Here is a 15,118-nt window from a genome sequence, read left to right as displayed (position 1 = left end):
GGCCGAGGCCGACCAGCCGCAGTCGGCGGCGCGCCTCGCGGGCCACGCGCTCCTGCGCGCCGGGTCCCTCCTCGGCGGCGTCGAGGAACGCCGAGGCCGTCATCACCATGTGGTCCACGTAGAGCCCGGCCAGCATCCGCAGATCGTCCTCGTCCCAGCCCGCCGACTCGGGCTGGGCGCCGAGCGCCGCCGCCACCTCGTCGGAGAACCGCCGCAGCTCCACTCCTATGGCCGCGCGCACGGGCGCCACCCCGCCGTGCCGCTCGCGGGCGACGAAGCGCACATGGGCGGGGTACGCGGCGACATGACCCGCGATCACCTCCACGGCGCGCCCGATCCGCTCCTCGCTGCCACCGGTCTCTGCGAGCGCCCCGACGACCATCCCGTGCAGGCTCCCGAGGGCCTGCTCGACAAGGGCGACCCCGAGGTCGGCCGTGTCCCGGAAGTGCCGGTAGAAGGCGGTCGGCGCCACGCCCACGGCCCTTGTCACCTCGCGCAGCCCGAGGCTGCTCAGGCCCTGGTGCTCCAGGAGTTGGAGTGCCGCGTCCATGAGGGCCTGACGTGTCTTCTGCTTCTGGGCCTGCCGTACACCGCCGTGCGTGTGACTCATGCCATTCAGTAAACAACTGTTCTCGCCCGGAAGGGAAGCTAGACTCATCAGTCAGTGAACGACTGTACTCGCAAGTGTCGGACCGACACCGTGAGCACGACCGCCCCACGTCCATCCGCAAGGAGACAACTCATGCTCTTCCTCGTCGCGGCCGTCATGCTGCTGGGAGTGCTGCTGGGCTCGGTGGCGCACACCCCGCTCCCGGTCACCCTCGTCGCCGCCGTCGGTATCGGCTGCTGGCTGCTGGTGTTCGCCGTACGGGAGCACCGCGCCCGCGCCCGGCGTCGCTGACGACCGCCGCACGGCCGGACAGCCGCACGGCCGGCCATTCGGAAGCCGGACAGCAGCAAGTGGACAGGCAGACAAGGAACAAGGAGTAACCACTCATGACACTCACCGCCCCCGCCACCCGCGGGCGGACGGCCGCCCGGGACGCCGACGGGATGGCTGTCGCCTCGTTCATCCTCGGACTCATCGGTCTGCTGGTGATGAACATCTTCCTCGGCCCGCTGGCCCTGGTCCTGGCGGGACTCGCGCTCCGGCGTGGCACCGCGCGCAGGGGCCGCGCCTTCCTGGGGCTGTTCCTCGGGGCGGCCGACCTGGTGGTCCTCGCGGTGCTCGTGAGCGCGGACAGCAGCGTCTCCTGGAGCTTCGCGGGCTGAGACAGGTCGGTCGTCAGGGGACGACCCGGGTGCCCGGTCACGTGCGCGTGGCCGGGCACCCGTCCGCTCAGTTGGTCGCGTCCTGCTTGAAGTCCTTGGTGCACTGGTCCCTGGCAGCCTGGCTGTTCGCGTGCTGTACACAGTCGTTGAAGTTCTTGAACTCGGACGAGTTCAGAATCGACACGCCGACGGCGACGATGATCACGGAAGCGATCAGGGCGAGCGCGCCGAGCACCGCGCCGATGATCGCCATCGCGTGGTGGGGTGCCCGCCCCTTCCGTGCCTTGACCGCGGCGATGATGCCGAGCACCACGGCGATCAGCCCGATCAGGATGCCGCCGATCACCGTCCAGAACAGGACGCACGCCACGATGCCGAGGATCAGGGCGACGACCGCCAGGGCGTTCTTCCGTGCGGGGACAGTCCCGGACGGCTGCTGCCAACTCTCCGAAGACTCCTGGGATGATCCGGCCACCGACATCTGCACCACACTCTTTTCTCGACTCGTCCTGAAGGCTTCCTCCCGTGTGCCCCGTCGACGGCCTTCCAACAGGAACCCGTGTCACAGAGTCCTGTGCGAGCGTGTCCAGCGCCGGAGTTCGGCCGCGGACCACGTGTTGACGACCCGCTCCGCCGGTACGCCGCACTCCTCGGCCCGTGCGCAGCCCAGGAGTTGCCAGTCGAGCTGCCCGGATGCGTGGGCGTCGGTGTCGACGGCGAAGAAGACGCCGGCCGCGACGGCCGTACGCAGCAGCCTGCGTGGCGGGTCGAGTCGCTCGGGCCTGCTGTTGATCTCAACGGCCGTACCGGAAGCGGCACATGCGGCGAAGACCGCCTCCGCGTCGAACTGCGACTCGGGCCGCCCGCGTCCCGTGACCAGACGGCCCGTACAGTGCCCGAGCACATCGGTCAGCGGGTTGCGTACGGCGGCGATCATGCGCCGTGTCATGGCGGGCGCCTCCATCCGCAGCTTCGAGTGGACGGACGCCACCACCAGGTCGAGCCTGCCCAGCAGTTCGGGATCCTGGTCCAGCGAACCGTCCGGCAGGATGTCGCACTCGATTCCGGTGAGCAGCCTGAACGGCGCCCAGGACGCGTTGAGTTCGGCGATCACGTCGAGTTGTTCGCGCAGCCGTCCGGCCGACAGGCCGTTCGCCACGGTGAGTCCGGGGGAGTGGTCGGTGAGGACGGCCCACTCGTGGCCGATCGCGGCCGCCGTTCTGCCCATCGCCTCGATGGGACTGCCTCCGTCCGACCAGTCCGAGTGCAGATGGCAGTCGCCCCGCAGCGCGGCCCGCAGGTCGTTGCCGCCCGCGGCGAGCGGGGTGGCGGCTTCGCGCTCCAGACGTTCCAGATAACCGGGGACGGACCCGGCCAGTGCTTCTTCGACCACCTCGGACGTCCTCGGGCCGATCCCGCGCACCCGGGCCAGGGTGCGGTCCGAGACGCGCCGCGCCACCTCGTCGGACGACATCCCCGAGACGATCCCGGAGGCGGTACGGAAGGCCTTGACGCGGTACGTCCGAGCCCCGGAGCGTTCCAGCAGGAAGGCGATCCTGTCGAGAGCCTCCACCGGATCCATGGCACTCCCCTCCTGTCGGCACGTCCTCTCCTCCCGCAATCCTCGGTGCCGGGGGCGCGCTGTGCATCTCGCCCGGGGCGGCCCCGGACATGGCAAGGCCCCGCAGCCGGAAGCTGCGGGGCCTCACACTCGCGAAGGGGTACGACAGTGCGTACCTCCCTCGGCCCACCTCGGCCAGATCTCGTCGTTCACCGTCGGGCGGCGCGACGACGCGCACAACTCCCGTCGTACGGAACCGGATCGACGCGTCTCACAGAGAGTGCGGTCGCCCGGTCCTCGTCCTTCGGCCGGACCGGTATCGCCAGGGCCGCCGAGTGTTGGCGGCGGAAGTTCCGGGCGAGGTCCGGCATGGCGGTGGGAGCAGGGCCAGCCGGGTCACGGCTGATCGGGGTCGGGGCAGGCAGGGACGTGCGCGTAAAGGTCAGTGCTGTGCAGCGCGACGCTTACGCGAGGCCCAGAGGATGCCCGCTCCGGCCACCACGACAACAGCGGCAGCACCGGCGATCATCGGGGTGGAGCTGGAGGAACCCGTCTCAGCGAGGTCGTCCCCGGCAGGGGTCGACTTCGAGGGGGCGGGAACAGCCGCGGCGGAGGTGGCCGGCGCGCTGCTGGAGGCAGGCGGCGTGGACTCCGTCGGCTTCTCGGTGGGGGTGGAGGCGCTGGGCGACGGCGAGGCCGGCGGCGTGGTCTGGTCCGCGCAGTTCGGCGGCGTCGACTTGTCCTCCTCCTTCGAGTACTGGCTACCGTCGGCTGCCTTCACCGACAGGTGCACCGTAAGCACACCGTTGTGCTTCGGAAGGTCCAGCTTCTTGTGGATCGAGTCGCCGAACTTCGCGTCCAGCAGCACCGTTCCGTCAGCGGTCTTGACGTTGACGGAGTTGACCTCGTCGTTGCCATGGCCGTAGGCGGTCAGGTCGATGCTGACGGTCGAGCAGTCGATCGACCACGTCGGCGTGTGCGCGCTGGCGGTACCGGCCGAAAGGCCGACCCCCAGTACACCGGCCGCGGCGACCGCTATGAGGGCACCGGGGCGCCTCAACGATCTGTTGAATACAGTCACGTAATCCTCCGCGATAACAGCGCCGCCGACAATGACGGCGCGCGCGCACAGTATCGCCAACGACACGGAGTTCATCACTCACCCCACCCAACTCACCCACATCACCGACGCGATGTCCCGGATTGTGCGGTGGTCGCGGCTCGGATCACACCGCGTGTGAAGGACGGGAACTGGGCGGATGGCGGCCAGGACCGGCGTCCATAACGGATCGCGGCATATTCGGTAAAGTCTTCGTCAACACTCCGGTGTGAGTGGTTTGTTGGTCCGATTCCGCTCGCTTTGGCCTGAACGTGACGCTCCGCTTCGCCGCCGGTTCCGGAGGCGTCAGGAGGCGACGTGTGCCCCGTCGCGTACCGCCGCGTACAGCACCTGCGGCGCGTCGTACTCGACGAAACTGCCGGTGTGGCTCATACCGACGGACGCCAGCAGCCGGCGCGAACGCGCGTTGGCCTCCTGGGTGACGGCGATGACCGTGCGCGGCTCGGGACCCGGCTGGTCCAGTGCCCACGACACCACGCGGGCGACGGCCTCCCGCGCGTATCCCCGCCCCCAGTGTTCCGGCAGGAAGCTGTACGACACCTCCGTACGGCCGTCGTCCCGTGCGTCGGGATCGAGGCTGACCGTGCCCAGTACGGTGTCGCCGTCCCTGCTCACCACGGCCAACAGGCCCGGGAAACCCACGCATCCGCGCTCCCGCAGCTCGACGGTCTCCGGCGCCACCGGGCCGCCGAGGTGGCGTCGCACCTCGGGATCGGTCCACAGCCGGGACACGGCGGGGACGTCGCCGGCGGTGACGGGCCGCAGCACGAGCCGGTCGGTGGGCAGTTCGACGGGCCAGGGGAGTGGGGCGGACGAGGACGGCATGCGGACAAGTGTCACACCGGCGGGCGTACGGACCGGAACCGCCCCCGGGCCCGCGCCCGCTCACACCGCCCGTGCTCGGACCGTGCGGCCCGTACACACCGCCTCCGGCCCGCTCACACCGCCTCAGGAGCCGCGGCCGTGACGCGACACCATGTCACTCCACCACTGCCTGGCCGCGACCATCCTCGGGTGCCGCTCCCGCTGTTCACGGGTGGCGCGGTCCAACTCCTCCAAGAGCCGCGCCGAACGGTTCTCCAGGTTCAGCTCGTCGAGGATCCGGTCGATCTCGGCGAGCAGCGCGCCGTGCAACTGCCACTGGCGCGGATACTCCTGCACACCGCGCAACAGGAGCTGTGCTGTGTTCTCCCGCGCCGCGGACGCAGCGGCGAGGTCCTCGGCGAGCCGGGTCTCCGCCGTCTCGGCGCTCTCACTCGCCCGCGTGGTGACGAGTACGGCGAAACTCACGACCGCGTCGGCGACATGGCCGAGCAGCTCCTCCAGGGCCTCCCCCTCCTCCGGCGCGAACAGCGGCTCCTCGGTGCGCTTCTTCGCCAGATCGGTGAGCGTCCTGGCCAGCACCCGCAGGACCACCGTGCAGATCTCCAGGGTGTCGAGGCCGGTGCGCAGCACCACACGGTGCAGGAGCCCCTCCTTGACCCTCGGGTTGAAGCGCAGACTGTCCTCCGCCTGCCGCAGCGCGGCGTCCACCTCGCTGATGTCGTGGTCGAGACGGCGTGCCGCGTGGAGGCGGTCGGCGGCGCGTGAGACGGGGGTGGGAGCCGTCAGCCCCTCGCCGATCTGGAGGATGAGCTGACGCATCCGGCGCGCGAGACCGTCCATGGACTCGCCCGCCGTGCCGGTCCACAGCGGCGGCACGAACAGGAAGTTGAAGAGCAGCCCGACGACCGCGCCGATCAGCGTGTCCAGCACCCGGTCCCAGGCCGTGTTGGCGATCTGGGTGACCCCGAGGACCAGCATCGCGCTGATCGCGACCTCGGGTACGAACTCGTCGACCCGGACGACCCGCCCCACCAGCAGTGCCGCGAGGATGATCAGCCCCAGACTCCACCAGGTCAGGCCGACCAGCACGCTGAAGCCGATCGCCACCAGCACCCCGGTGACCACGGCGTTCACCCGGCGGATGCCCGTGGTGATGGTGGAGTAGAGCGTCACCTGCACGACCAGCAGCGCCGTCAGGGGAGCGGTGAGCGGGGCGGCCTCGCTGCTGAGCCGCAGGGCGACCGCGTACGAGATCGTCGCCGCGACGGCCGAGCGCAGCGTCTGTACGACCGCCGGCTCCCTGCTCCGCCGCACGACCTTCGCCACCGGGGCGGTCACTGTGTCTTTGACATCACGCACCCACAGTCCCTTCCCGCTTCGGCGCCGCCCAGACCGTGACAGCGCCCTGATGGTCCTACCCGCGTTCCCGCCGCCGGGTGTGTGGCGGGGGAGCGGGAGGAGGTAGCGTCGTCCGCCGGCCGATCGACCGACCGGCGCGACCCCGGCGAAGGACACCCTCATGCTCTCGGACTTTCCGCTGACCGAGGCGGCCGGCGCCCGCGACATCTCCGACCTGGACGCGCGGGTGCCGGAGTGCCGGGCCTGCCCGCGCCTGGTCGCCTGGCGCGAGGAGAAGGCACGGGAAGGCCGGAAGGCGTACGAGGGCCAGGAGTACTGGGCCAGGCCGGTGCCCGGCTTCGGACCCGCCGACGCCGCGATGTACATCGTCGGCCTGGCGCCCGCGGCGCACGGCGCCAACCGTACGGGGCGCATGTTCACCGGCGACCGCTCCGGCGACGTGCTGTTCGCCGCCCTCCACGACGTCGGCCTGGCCAACCAGCCGGACGCCACCGCGCTCGGCGACGGGCTGCGGCTGCGCGGCGTACGGATGTCGGCGCCGGTCCGCTGCGCGCCGCCGGCCAACAAGCCGACGCCCGAGGAGCGCGACACCTGCCGGCCCTGGCTGTTGAGGGAACTGGAGCTGGCCCGCCCCACCGTACGGTCGCTCGTGGTGCTGGGGGCGTTCGGCTGGCAGGCGGTGCTCCCCGTCCTGGCGGCGGCCGGCTGGTCGGTGCCCCGGCCCCGGCCCGCCTTCGGGCACGGCGCCCATGTCGTGCTGCCGGCCGTCGACGGCGGCGCCGACCTGCATGTCTACGGCTGTTACCACGTCAGCCAGCGCAACACCTTCACCGGCGTGCTCACCCCCGAGATGCTGCGCGACGTCCTCACCTCGGCCGCCCGCACGGCCGGCCTCTGACCGGTCACGGTCCCGTGGCCTGACCGTCGGCGCCGGGGGCGGGCGCCCGCGTCAGGGCGGCGATGGCTCTGAGGAGGGTGATCGAACCGTCGTGGGCGAGGTGCGGCGGCGCCGCCTGCACCGTGGTCAGGCGCCCCCAGAACTTGGCGTCGAAGGCGCGGCGCGGGCCTCGATGCCGGGCACGGCGGGGGTCGCCGCCATCAACGGCGCGGTGGAGGCGCCGGTCAGGCCCCTCGCCGTCGAACTCGCGCCGATACGGGTCAACGCGGTCTCGCCCGGCTTCGCCGACACCCCTGGTGGAGCGGCATGGCCGAGGACATCGCCAAGGTGGTCGTACGCGCCGCGACCAACGCCGCCACCACAGGCACCGTCATCGAGACGGACGGCGGGGCGCGGCTGGCCAGCATGGCGTGAGGCGCCGGCACCGATGCCCGGAACGCCCGGAACAGGGCCGTGCGGATGAGTCGTGCGCGACAACAACGACATCGCGGGCGTGGGCGGGGAAGGGAGGGGCAGTCGGAGTTCACGCAAGCAACGTTCGGCACGAAAGGAAGTGCACGGCCATGGCCGAGTTCCTCACCGACATCGAGACACTCCGCGCCCGGGCGCGCCAGGAGATCGACAAGGGCCCGGTGACCGACGCCTACGGCGCCGATCTGGGGCGTGTCCTCCAGGTCCTGAACGAGGCGCTCGCCACCGAGATCGTCTGCACCCTGCGCTACAAGCGCCACTACTACACGGCGACGGGTCTCTACTCGGAGCCGGTCGCGGCCGAGTTCCTGGAGCACGCGGGGGAGGAGCAGGAGCACGCCGACAAGCTGGCAGAGCGGATCGTGCAGCTCGGCGGGGAGCCGGACTTCAACCCGGACACCCTGACCAAGCGCTCCCACGCGGAGTACGACGAGAGCGCCGACCTGATCCAGATGATCAAGGAAGACCTGGTGGCCGAACGGGTGGCCATCGCGTCGTACACCGAGATCACCCAGTGGCTGGGGGACGGCGACCCCACCACCCGCCGGGTGTTCGAGGACCTGCTCGCGCAGGAGGAGGAGCACGCGGACGACCTGCGCGGACTGCTGGAGCGGCTGCCGAAGAACCTGAAGTGAGGGTCCTGGCGCCCGGCATCTGAGCCCTGACACCGGAACCCCGGCACCTGAACCCCGGCACCTGAACCCTGGCGCCCGAACCCCGGCATCTGACAGCGCGTCCCGCCCCTGCCCCCGTCACGGAACGGGGGAGGGGCGGGACGCGCGCGTACGGGGCGGCGCGCCCCGCGCGCCCCCGCCGCCTGCTCAGAGCCGCCGCAGCGCCGGCAGCAGGGTCTTCTCCGACCAGTCGAGGAACGGCTCCTGGTGCTCGCCGCCGACCTGGATCAGGGCGACCTCGGTGAACCCCGCGTCCGTGTACGCCCTGACCGCCTCGACGACCGCCTCCACGTCGTCCCCGCACGGGACGGCCTCGGCGACGTCCTCGGGCCGTACGTACGCCGTCGCCCCGGCGAACGAGCTGGGTCCCGGCAGCTCCGAGTTGACCGGCCAGGGCCCCACGGTCCACCTGAACTGGTCGTGCGCCCGCTCCATCGCCCTCTCGCGGTCGGTGTCGTAGCAGACGGGGAGCTGGCCCACCCGGGGCTTGTTCCGGCCGCCGTGCCGGTCGAAGGCGTCCAGCAGCTCGCTCTCCGGATCCGTGGCGATGACCAGGTCGGCCAGTCGTCCCGCCAGCTCGCAGGAGTGCGGGCCCGAGACGGCGATGCCGATCGGCGGCGGGATGTCCGGCAGATCCCAGAGCCGGGCGTTCTCCACGTCGAAGTGGGCGCCGTGATGGTTGACGTACCCACCCGCGAACAGCGCGCGGATGATCGCGACGGCCTCCTCCAGCATCTCGTGCCTGACCCGCACGCCGGGCCAACCGGCCCCCACCACATGCTCGTTGAGGTTCTCGCCGGCCCCGAGACCGAGCCGGAACCGTCCCTGGGACAGCAACTGCATGGTCGCCGCCTTCTGCGCGACGACCGCCGGGTGGTAACGCGTGGTCGGGCACGTCACGTAGGTCATCAGCGGGATACGTGACGTCGCCTGGGCCGCCGCACCCAGCACACTCCACGCGTACGGGGAGTGCCCCTGGGAGTCCAGCCACGGGAAGTAGTGGTCGGAGATGACGGAGAAGTCGAACCCGGCGCGCTCGGCGCCCACCACATGTCCGACCAGGGCACGCGGCCCCGCCTGCTCCGTCATCATCGTGTATCCGATGTGAACCATGGACTGCGATTAGCCCGTCCCCGATCCGCCGAAACCTCGCGGTTCACCCGGCGTCGTCGTCCGATCGGGGGGTACGCGGTGTCCCGCGACCGCCCGGTCGCAGACGGCGGCTCACCGGGTGAGGCTGGGAAAAGGCCCCGGAGCCAAGGACCGCGGGGACGGACGTGCTGGAGGCGGCGATGGACTTCGCGGATCTGCTGGACCACCAGATGTACGTCGTCACGGCGGCGTCCGGCGGTACGAGGGCGGGCTGCCTGGTGGGGTTCGCCTCGCAGTGCTCGATCAGCCCCGAACGGTTCATGGTGTGGCTCTCCAAGGAGAATCACACCTACCGGGTGGCGCTGGAGGCCCCGTTCCTCGGTGTGCACCTGCTGGCACCCGAACAGTTCGGCCTGGCGGAGCTGTTCGGCTCGCGGACCGGCGACCTGGTCGACAAGTTCGCGGAGGTCCCGTGGCGTCCGGGGCCCGGCGGCACTCCCGTACTGACCGATGTGCCCGCCTGGTTCGTCGGCCGCGTCGAGCGGCACACCGACGGGGGTGATCACGTCGGGTTCGTCCTCAGCCCGGCGGACGGCGGCGCCCGCGACGTGGAGCGGGGCGCGACCCTCCGGCTGAGCGACGTACTCGGGCTGACCCCCGGACACCCGGCGGGCTGACGGGCCGGGGCGACGTCCGGGCCGGATACCCGCTCAGATACGCGAGGACCCGCCCCCGGGGCTGCCTTCCTGGTCCCCGCCACTGCCACTGCCACCACGGTCCGGCTCGTCGTCCTCGGGCCGATGGTAGGCCGCGTCCCCGTGGCCACCCAGCTCGTGCGGTGTCAGGCGCTCACCACCCGTCGGGAACGTGTCGGAGGGGTCCACGTTCTCCTCCAGGTGCGTGGGACGGTCGGGACGGTGCGGCTGCTCCGCGTTGCTCGGCGGCGGCGGGTCCTGGGCGCGACGGCGCGCCCCGAGCACAAAACCGCCGATGAGAAGCACGAGCACGATCACGCCCACCACCAGAATGATCGTGATACTCCAGGCCCCGTCGGCGAGAACGGTCTCTTCGGTCCCATGGAACGCGATCGGTGGCTTCATGGTCATCCGCGTACCCACTGCCACGGGACTCAGTCGGCCGCTGCGCCGGGGGCGTCGTTTTGTTCACCCTGAGGGACGAATTCGGGCCCGCCCCGCACGTTTGGGTCCCGGAGCGCGAGGCACCCGAGCCGTACGCACCTCCCCCCTCCCCACCGATCCTCCGGGAAGCGGGCCGTGACTACCGCAAGGTGAGACGACGTGAACCGAGATGAGTCCGAGTGAACCAAAAAGAGTCCGACAGCAAGACCCGCCTGACCGTCCTCGTGGCGCTGGCGGCGAATCTTGTGATCGCCGTGGCCAAGGCCGTCGGCGGCCTCATCACCGGATCACCCGCGCTGCTCTCCGAGGCGGCGCACTCCGTCGCCGACAGCCTGAACGAGATCTTCCTCCTCGCCTCCCTGCGGCGCAGCCGTAAACCCGCCGACGAACAACACCCGTTCGGCTACGGCAAGGAGCGCTACTTCTGGGCCCTGCTCGCCGCTGTCGGGATCTTCGTCATGGGCGGGTGCTTCTCCTTCTTCCAGGGCTTCGAGGCGCTGAGTTCGGACAGCCACGAGTCCCCGTCGGGCTACACGATCGGCCTGATCGTCCTCGGCGTCGCGCTGCTCGCCGAGGGAACCTCACTGGTGCGCGCCGTCGTCCAGGCGCGCGGCAGCAAGGAAGGGGTGAGCGATCCCGCGCTGCGTACGGTCCTCGCCGAGGACGCGACCGCCGTAGTCGGTGTGATCCTCGCCATGGCGGGCATGGCGCTCCACTGGATCACCGGAAACGTGGTGTGGGAGGCCTCGGCGTCCCTCGCGATCGGGGTGCTCCTCGTCTACATCGCCTACCGCCTCGGCGCCGACGCGCGCGCCCAGTTGATCGGCGAAGCCGTCGACCCCGAACTCAGCGGACGCATCCGCTCGCTGCTCGAGGCGCAGCCCGAGATCGACAACGTCGCCTCGCTGCTCACCATGAAGCTCGGCCTCGACTCGACGCTGGTGGCCGCCCGTATGGATCTGGAGCCCGGCCTCGACAGCGAGGCCGTCGAGCTGGTCTGCGTACGCATCAAGAAGTCGGTGACCACGACCTGGCCCCAGGCCGACCACGTCTTCCTCGACATCACCGAAGCGCCTTCCGACGATTGACGGGCCGTGAGCGCGTCGCGGGACCCGGGCACCGGGGCGGTGCTTTTATGGCCGGATCGCTGGGGTAACCGCGTGCGGAGGTGAGGACGTGACGCCCAGAACCACGCCGAGGACCGCGCCGATGACCGTGCGAGGGACCGTGCGGCGGACGCTGCTGGTCGCCGCCGAGGTGGCCGCCTGGTGGGTGGCGCTCTTCGTCCTCTGGCTGATGCTGATCAGTACCGTCGACACACTGGAGGTGATCGTGGGAGCCTCCGTCGCCCTGCTGGGAGCCCTCGGCGCGTGGCGCGCGCGGCGCGCGGTGGCCGAGCGGTGAACGGCTGGCTGCTCGCCACCGCCGTGCTGCTGGTGTTCGGCGTCGGCCCCTGTCTGGCGGGCGTCTCCACCGGCCCCGTCCGGCGCCGGGTCGTCGCGCAGAACATGGCCACCCTGCTGGTCTGCCTCGTGCTGCTGCTCCTCGCCCAGGGATACGCGCGGAGCGCGTACATCGACGCCGCACTGGTGCTGGCGCTCCTCGGCCCGGCCGGGACCCTCATCTACGCGCGGCTGTTCGCCGAGGAGCTGCGCGAGAACCCGCCTCGCGGACGTCTGTGGGACGTGGTGTCGGCCGTGCTGGTCGCCGCCGTCGTACTGCCGCTGTGCGTGGTGACCGACCCCGGCAGAGCGACGGTGAAACTCCTGGTGATCGGAGGGCTCCTGGTGGCGGGCAACCTGGTCTCGTCGTACGCGCTGCGCAGCGTCCCCTCCCCCGACCCGTCGCAGCCGCCGGGACCGCCCGGCCGCACAAGGGCGGCGCGCCGTGGTTGACGGGCTGATCGTCATCTCGCTGGTGCTGGTCGCGATCGCCGCCACCACCGCCGTCGTGGTCCGCGACCCGTCGCGCCAGGCGCTGGTGCTCTCGATGCTCGGCCTCACCCTCGCCGTGCTGTTCATCGTGCTTCAGGCCCCCGACGTGGCGCTGTCCCAGCTCGCCGTCGGCTCCGCGCTGACCCCGCTGCTGTTGCTGCTCTCCGTACAGAAGGTACGGCGCCGGCCCCTGTCGCCGTCGCTCCGCGAGCCGGAGACCCGCGAGCCGGAGTCCCGTGAGCCGGAGACCCCGGAGCGCCCCGCGGACTCCGACGGTGAGGGGACACGGTGAGCCGCCGCCTGCGCGGGTGGGTGCTGGCCGTCGGGCTCGCCGGTGTCGCCGCACTGCTCGTCCTCGCCTACGTCACACTGCCCGGCTTCGGCGGCGACGCACACCCGTACGGCACCCGCGCCGTCCAGGCCTCCCTCGCCCGGCGGACCGCGAACGTCATCGCCTCGGTCAACTTCGACCAGCGGGCGTTCGACACCCTGGGCGAGGAGAGCATCCTCTTCGGGGCCGTGCTCGGCACCGTCGTCCTGCTGCGCCAGACCCGCGACGAACGCCAGGTCAAGCCGGCGCCCGCGCGCGTCAGCCCGGTCGTCCGGCGCTACGCGCGCTACCTGCTGCCCGTCGCCGTCGTCATCGGGCTGTACGTCGTCGCGCACGGCCAGCTCAGCCCCGGCGGCGGCTTCCAGGGCGGCGTGGTCGCCGCGACCGCGCTGCACCTGCTCTACATCGCCGTCGACTACCGCGCGCTGGAGCGGATCAGACCGAAAGGGCTGTACGAGTTGGGTGACGCGGCCGGGGAGGCCGCCTATGTGGTGCTGGGCATCGCCGGACTCCTCGACGGCTCCGCCTTCCTCGCCAACATCCTCCCCCTCGGCACCTTCAACACACTGGCGTCGGCCGGCACCGTACCGCTGCTGAACGCGGCCATCGGCATGGAGGTCGCCTGCGCGGTGATCGTGCTGCTCTCGCGCTTCCTCGACCAGGCGGTCGAGATCACCGAGGAGAAGCGGGGGCGGACGCGGCAGAAGAGACAGCGATGGACGAGGAACTGGACGAAGAAGAGGGAAGTGGGCGAAGACTGATGTCCCTGTTTCCGTACCTGGTGTCCGCCTGGATCTTCCTGGTGGGCTGCTACGGGCTCGCCACCAGCCGCAACCTGATCCACGCCGTGGGCTGCCTCGCCGTCTGCCAGTCGTCGACCTACGTACTGCTGCTGGCCGTCGGCTACCGCGACGGAGGCACCGCCCCCGTCTTCTCCGACCTCAGGCCCGGCTCCCGGCCGGTCGTCGACCCCGTCGTCCAGGCGCTGACCCTCACCGACGTCGTGGTCGGCGCGACCATCACCGCCCTGCTGCTCGCCCTGGTCATCCAGGTCAACAAGCGGCACGGAACGGTCAACCCCGACGAACTCTCCGAGCTGCGCGGATGAGCCAACTGCTGCCGCTGGTCGTGGCGATGCCGCTGCTGGGAGCGGCGATCCTGGTCGCCATGGGGCGGCATGTGCCGCGCCTCGCCGCCGAGACCATGGGCTGCGTCGGCGCCTCCGCCACCGCGACGCTCGCCCTGTACCTGTTCCTCGCGTCCTCCTCCTCGTCGCCGCTGATCGAGTGGGTCGGCGGCTGGAAGCCCAGGAACGGGCACAGCGTCGGGATCGTGCTCGTCGGCGACCGGCTCTCGCTGGGGCTCGCCGTGCTCGTCTCCCTGCTCGTCGTGGCCGTACTGGTGTACGCCTGGCGGTACTTCGACGAGCCGCCACGCCGGCAGGCCGGTTCCTTCCCGGCGCTCGTACTGCTCTTCCAGGCGGGCATGTGCGGCTTCGTCCTCACCGGCGACCTGTTCAACGCCTTTGTCTTCTTCGAGCTGATGAGCGTCGTCGCCTACGCGCTGACCGGCTACCGCGTCGAGGAGGCCAGAGCCGTCCAGGGCGCGCTCACCTTCGGTGTGATCAACTCGCTCGGCGCCTACGTCACCCTCACCGGCATCGTGCTGCTGTACGCCCGCGCCGGTGAGTTGGGCATGCGGCAGATCGGCGCCGCGCTCGACCGGAAGGGCGGCCCCGACGCGGTCGTCCTCACCGCGTTCGTCCTCGTCCTCACCGGCTTCCTCGTCAAGGCGGCGGCCGTCCCCTTCCACTTCTGGCTGCCCGACGCCCACGCCGTCGCCCCGACACCGGTGTGCATGCTGCTGTCCGGGGTGATGGTGGAGCTCGGTGTGTACGGGGTGGGGCGGGTGTACTGGACGGTGTTCGCCGGCCCCGGCGGGGTGGCGGCCGCGGACGCGCGGCGGGCCCTGGTGACCCTCGGTGTGATCTCCGCCGTCATCGGTGCGGTCATGTGCTGGCAGCAGCGGCACATCAAGCGTCTGCTGGCCTACTCCACGGTCGCCCACACCGGGCTCTTCCTGATCGGTCTCGGGCTGCTCACACCGGACTCCACCGAAGGCATCGCCCTCTATGTGCTCGGACACGCCGGTGTGAAGGCGGCGCTGTTCGCCTGCGCGGGCATCCTGCTCGACCACTACGGCAGCGTCGACGAGCATGAACTGTACGGCAGGGCGGGCCAACTGCCCCTGGTCGGCGGGCTGTTCATGGTGGGCGGCCTCGCACTCGCCGGTCTGCCGCCGTTCGGCACCGGCCTCGGCAAGGCACTCACCGAGGAGGCGGCCGGCGCGCCGCTGACCGCGCTCTTCGTCGCGGTGTCGGCGGTGACCGGGGGAGCGGTGCTGCGCGTCGCCGCCCGCGTCTTCCGCGGCTGGGGCGCGCCG

20 protein-coding genes and 1 pseudogene are annotated in these 15,118 nt (G+C 71.1%); 13 read left to right on the top strand and 8 right to left on the bottom strand.

Annotated features, from left to right (window positions below; all coding sequences use genetic code 11):
- On the bottom strand, nucleotides 1-610 hold a 610-nt coding region (locus QR77_RS01440; protein WP_040019290.1), incomplete at its 3' end, for a TetR family transcriptional regulator.
- A 132-nt stretch (nucleotides 611-742) separates the two neighbouring features.
- On the opposite strand from QR77_RS01440, the gene QR77_RS47300 reads away from it, so the two are divergent.
- Nucleotides 743-901 carry a hypothetical protein gene (locus QR77_RS47300; RefSeq protein WP_173476259.1) on the top strand — a complete coding sequence of 53 codons (159 nt, stop codon included), beginning with the start codon at nucleotides 743-745 and terminating at the stop codon, nucleotides 899-901.
- Nucleotides 902-996: 95 nt separating this feature from the next.
- A complete protein-coding gene (locus QR77_RS47675; protein WP_040019289.1) occupies nucleotides 997-1,272 on the top strand; it encodes a hypothetical protein in 276 nt (91 codons plus the stop codon).
- 67 nt (nucleotides 1,273-1,339) lie between these two features.
- On the opposite strand, the gene QR77_RS01430 is transcribed toward QR77_RS47675, so the two are convergent.
- The 5 genes from QR77_RS01430 to QR77_RS01410 form a co-directional block, all read right to left on the bottom strand.
- The gene (locus QR77_RS01430) at nucleotides 1,340-1,762 is read right to left on the bottom strand and encodes a DUF4190 domain-containing protein (protein WP_150130337.1); all 423 of its coding nucleotides are present in this window, start codon (nucleotides 1,760-1,762) and stop codon (nucleotides 1,340-1,342) included.
- A gap of 72 nt (nucleotides 1,763-1,834) precedes the next feature.
- On the bottom strand, nucleotides 1,835-2,854 hold the full coding sequence (locus QR77_RS01425) for a PHP domain-containing protein (protein WP_040019288.1): 1,020 nt from the start codon (nucleotides 2,852-2,854) through the stop codon (nucleotides 1,835-1,837).
- A 421-nt stretch (nucleotides 2,855-3,275) separates the two neighbouring features.
- Complete coding sequence (locus QR77_RS01420) at nucleotides 3,276-3,914, bottom strand: LAETG motif-containing sortase-dependent surface protein (protein WP_078876419.1); 639 nt, start codon at nucleotides 3,912-3,914, stop codon at nucleotides 3,276-3,278.
- A 324-nt stretch (nucleotides 3,915-4,238) separates the two neighbouring features.
- Nucleotides 4,239-4,778: a GNAT family N-acetyltransferase gene (locus QR77_RS01415; protein WP_040019287.1), complete on the bottom strand. Its 540-nt coding sequence runs from the start codon at nucleotides 4,776-4,778 to the stop codon at nucleotides 4,239-4,241.
- Nucleotides 4,779-4,901: 123 nt separating this feature from the next.
- Nucleotides 4,902-6,137, bottom strand: a complete 1,236-nt coding sequence (locus tag QR77_RS01410) for an aromatic acid exporter family protein (RefSeq protein WP_040019286.1) — start codon at nucleotides 6,135-6,137, stop codon at nucleotides 4,902-4,904.
- A gap of 160 nt (nucleotides 6,138-6,297) precedes the next feature.
- On the opposite strand from QR77_RS01410, the gene QR77_RS01405 reads away from it, so the two are divergent.
- From QR77_RS01405 to QR77_RS01395, 3 genes and pseudogenes are all read left to right on the top strand, one after another.
- A complete protein-coding gene (locus QR77_RS01405; protein ID WP_040019285.1) occupies nucleotides 6,298-7,035 on the top strand; it encodes a uracil-DNA glycosylase in 738 nt (245 codons plus the stop codon).
- Nucleotides 6,926-7,285 (top strand): annotated as a pseudogene (locus tag QR77_RS49945) (hypothetical protein); the annotation flags it as partial. The gene QR77_RS01405 and the pseudogene QR77_RS49945, both read left to right, overlap by 110 nt.
- 313 nt (nucleotides 7,286-7,598) lie before the next feature.
- On the top strand, nucleotides 7,599-8,141 hold the full coding sequence (locus QR77_RS01395; protein ID WP_040019284.1) for a ferritin-like domain-containing protein: 543 nt from the start codon (nucleotides 7,599-7,601) through the stop codon (nucleotides 8,139-8,141).
- 186 nt (nucleotides 8,142-8,327) lie between these two features.
- Here the strand turns inward: QR77_RS01395 and QR77_RS01390 are convergent, their stop codons facing one another.
- A complete protein-coding gene (locus tag QR77_RS01390; protein WP_040019283.1) occupies nucleotides 8,328-9,293 on the bottom strand; it encodes an LLM class F420-dependent oxidoreductase in 966 nt (321 codons plus the stop codon).
- A gap of 179 nt (nucleotides 9,294-9,472) precedes the next feature.
- On the opposite strand from QR77_RS01390, the gene QR77_RS01385 reads away from it, so the two are divergent.
- Entirely contained in the window at nucleotides 9,473-9,949 is a 477-nt protein-coding gene (locus QR77_RS01385; RefSeq protein WP_052489512.1) for a flavin reductase family protein, read from the top strand.
- Nucleotides 9,950-9,982: 33 nt separating this feature from the next.
- On the opposite strand, the gene QR77_RS01380 is transcribed toward QR77_RS01385, so the two are convergent.
- Complete coding sequence (locus QR77_RS01380; RefSeq protein ID WP_150130336.1) at nucleotides 9,983-10,372, bottom strand: DUF6479 family protein; 390 nt, start codon at nucleotides 10,370-10,372, stop codon at nucleotides 9,983-9,985.
- A gap of 218 nt (nucleotides 10,373-10,590) precedes the next feature.
- Between QR77_RS01380 and QR77_RS01375 the strand changes: the two genes are divergently transcribed.
- The 7 genes from QR77_RS01375 to QR77_RS01345 form a co-directional block, all read left to right on the top strand.
- Nucleotides 10,591-11,499, top strand: a complete 909-nt coding sequence (locus tag QR77_RS01375; protein ID WP_040019281.1) for a cation diffusion facilitator family transporter — start codon at nucleotides 10,591-10,593, stop codon at nucleotides 11,497-11,499.
- A 121-nt stretch (nucleotides 11,500-11,620) separates the two neighbouring features.
- A complete protein-coding gene (locus QR77_RS01370; RefSeq protein ID WP_040019280.1) occupies nucleotides 11,621-11,815 on the top strand; it encodes a hypothetical protein in 195 nt (64 codons plus the stop codon).
- Nucleotides 11,812-12,306, top strand: coding sequence for a monovalent cation/H+ antiporter complex subunit F (locus QR77_RS01365; RefSeq protein ID WP_052489511.1), 495 nt, complete (start codon nucleotides 11,812-11,814; stop codon nucleotides 12,304-12,306). The genes QR77_RS01370 and QR77_RS01365 overlap by 4 nt, the downstream gene beginning before the upstream one ends.
- On the top strand, nucleotides 12,299-12,637 hold the full coding sequence (locus tag QR77_RS01360) for a DUF4040 domain-containing protein (RefSeq protein WP_078876417.1): 339 nt from the start codon (nucleotides 12,299-12,301) through the stop codon (nucleotides 12,635-12,637). Before QR77_RS01365 ends, QR77_RS01360 begins: the two co-directional genes overlap by 8 nt.
- Nucleotides 12,634-13,437 carry an MnhB domain-containing protein gene (locus QR77_RS01355; protein WP_078876416.1) on the top strand — a complete coding sequence of 268 codons (804 nt, stop codon included), beginning with the start codon at nucleotides 12,634-12,636 and terminating at the stop codon, nucleotides 13,435-13,437. Before QR77_RS01360 ends, QR77_RS01355 begins: the two co-directional genes overlap by 4 nt.
- A complete protein-coding gene (locus QR77_RS01350) occupies nucleotides 13,437-13,784 on the top strand; it encodes a cation:proton antiporter subunit C (RefSeq protein WP_040019279.1) in 348 nt (115 codons plus the stop codon). Before QR77_RS01355 ends, QR77_RS01350 begins: the two co-directional genes overlap by 1 nt.
- Nucleotides 13,781-15,118, top strand: a 1,338-nt coding sequence (locus QR77_RS01345; protein ID WP_063797984.1) for a proton-conducting transporter membrane subunit, incomplete at its 3' end; no start/stop codon positions are given. The genes QR77_RS01350 and QR77_RS01345, both read left to right, overlap by 4 nt.

Origin of the sequence: Streptomyces sp. 150FB (assembly GCF_000818195.1) — a bacterium.
Taxonomy (GTDB): domain Bacteria; phylum Actinomycetota; class Actinomycetes; order Streptomycetales; family Streptomycetaceae; genus Streptomyces.
The sequence above is the reverse complement of the archived record's forward strand: the minus strand, read 5'-3'. Positions and strand labels throughout refer to the sequence as shown.

Excerpts from the sequence above, each read along its gene's own strand:
- QR77_RS01405 (WP_040019285.1), top strand. The coding sequence starts at position 6,298 with ATGCTCTCGGACTTTCCGCTGACCGAGGCGGCCGGCGCCCGCGACATC.
- QR77_RS47300 (WP_173476259.1), top strand. The coding sequence starts at position 743 with ATGCTCTTCCTCGTCGCGGCCGTCATGCTGCTGGGAGTGCTGCTGGGC.
- QR77_RS01350 (WP_040019279.1), top strand. The coding sequence starts at position 13,437 with ATGTCCCTGTTTCCGTACCTGGTGTCCGCCTGGATCTTCCTGGTGGGC.
- QR77_RS01395 (WP_040019284.1), top strand. The coding sequence starts at position 7,599 with ATGGCCGAGTTCCTCACCGACATCGAGACACTCCGCGCCCGGGCGCGC.
- QR77_RS01390 (WP_040019283.1), bottom strand. The coding sequence starts at position 9,293 with ATGGTTCACATCGGATACACGATGATGACGGAGCAGGCGGGGCCGCGT.
- QR77_RS01370 (WP_040019280.1), top strand. The coding sequence starts at position 11,621 with ATGACCGTGCGAGGGACCGTGCGGCGGACGCTGCTGGTCGCCGCCGAG.
- QR77_RS01415 (WP_040019287.1), bottom strand. The coding sequence starts at position 4,778 with ATGCCGTCCTCGTCCGCCCCACTCCCCTGGCCCGTCGAACTGCCCACC.
- QR77_RS47675 (WP_040019289.1), top strand. The coding sequence starts at position 997 with ATGACACTCACCGCCCCCGCCACCCGCGGGCGGACGGCCGCCCGGGAC.
- QR77_RS01380 (WP_150130336.1), bottom strand. The coding sequence starts at position 10,372 with ATGAAGCCACCGATCGCGTTCCATGGGACCGAAGAGACCGTTCTCGCC.
- QR77_RS01385 (WP_052489512.1), top strand. The coding sequence starts at position 9,473 with ATGGACTTCGCGGATCTGCTGGACCACCAGATGTACGTCGTCACGGCG.
- QR77_RS01425 (WP_040019288.1), bottom strand. The coding sequence starts at position 2,854 with ATGGATCCGGTGGAGGCTCTCGACAGGATCGCCTTCCTGCTGGAACGC.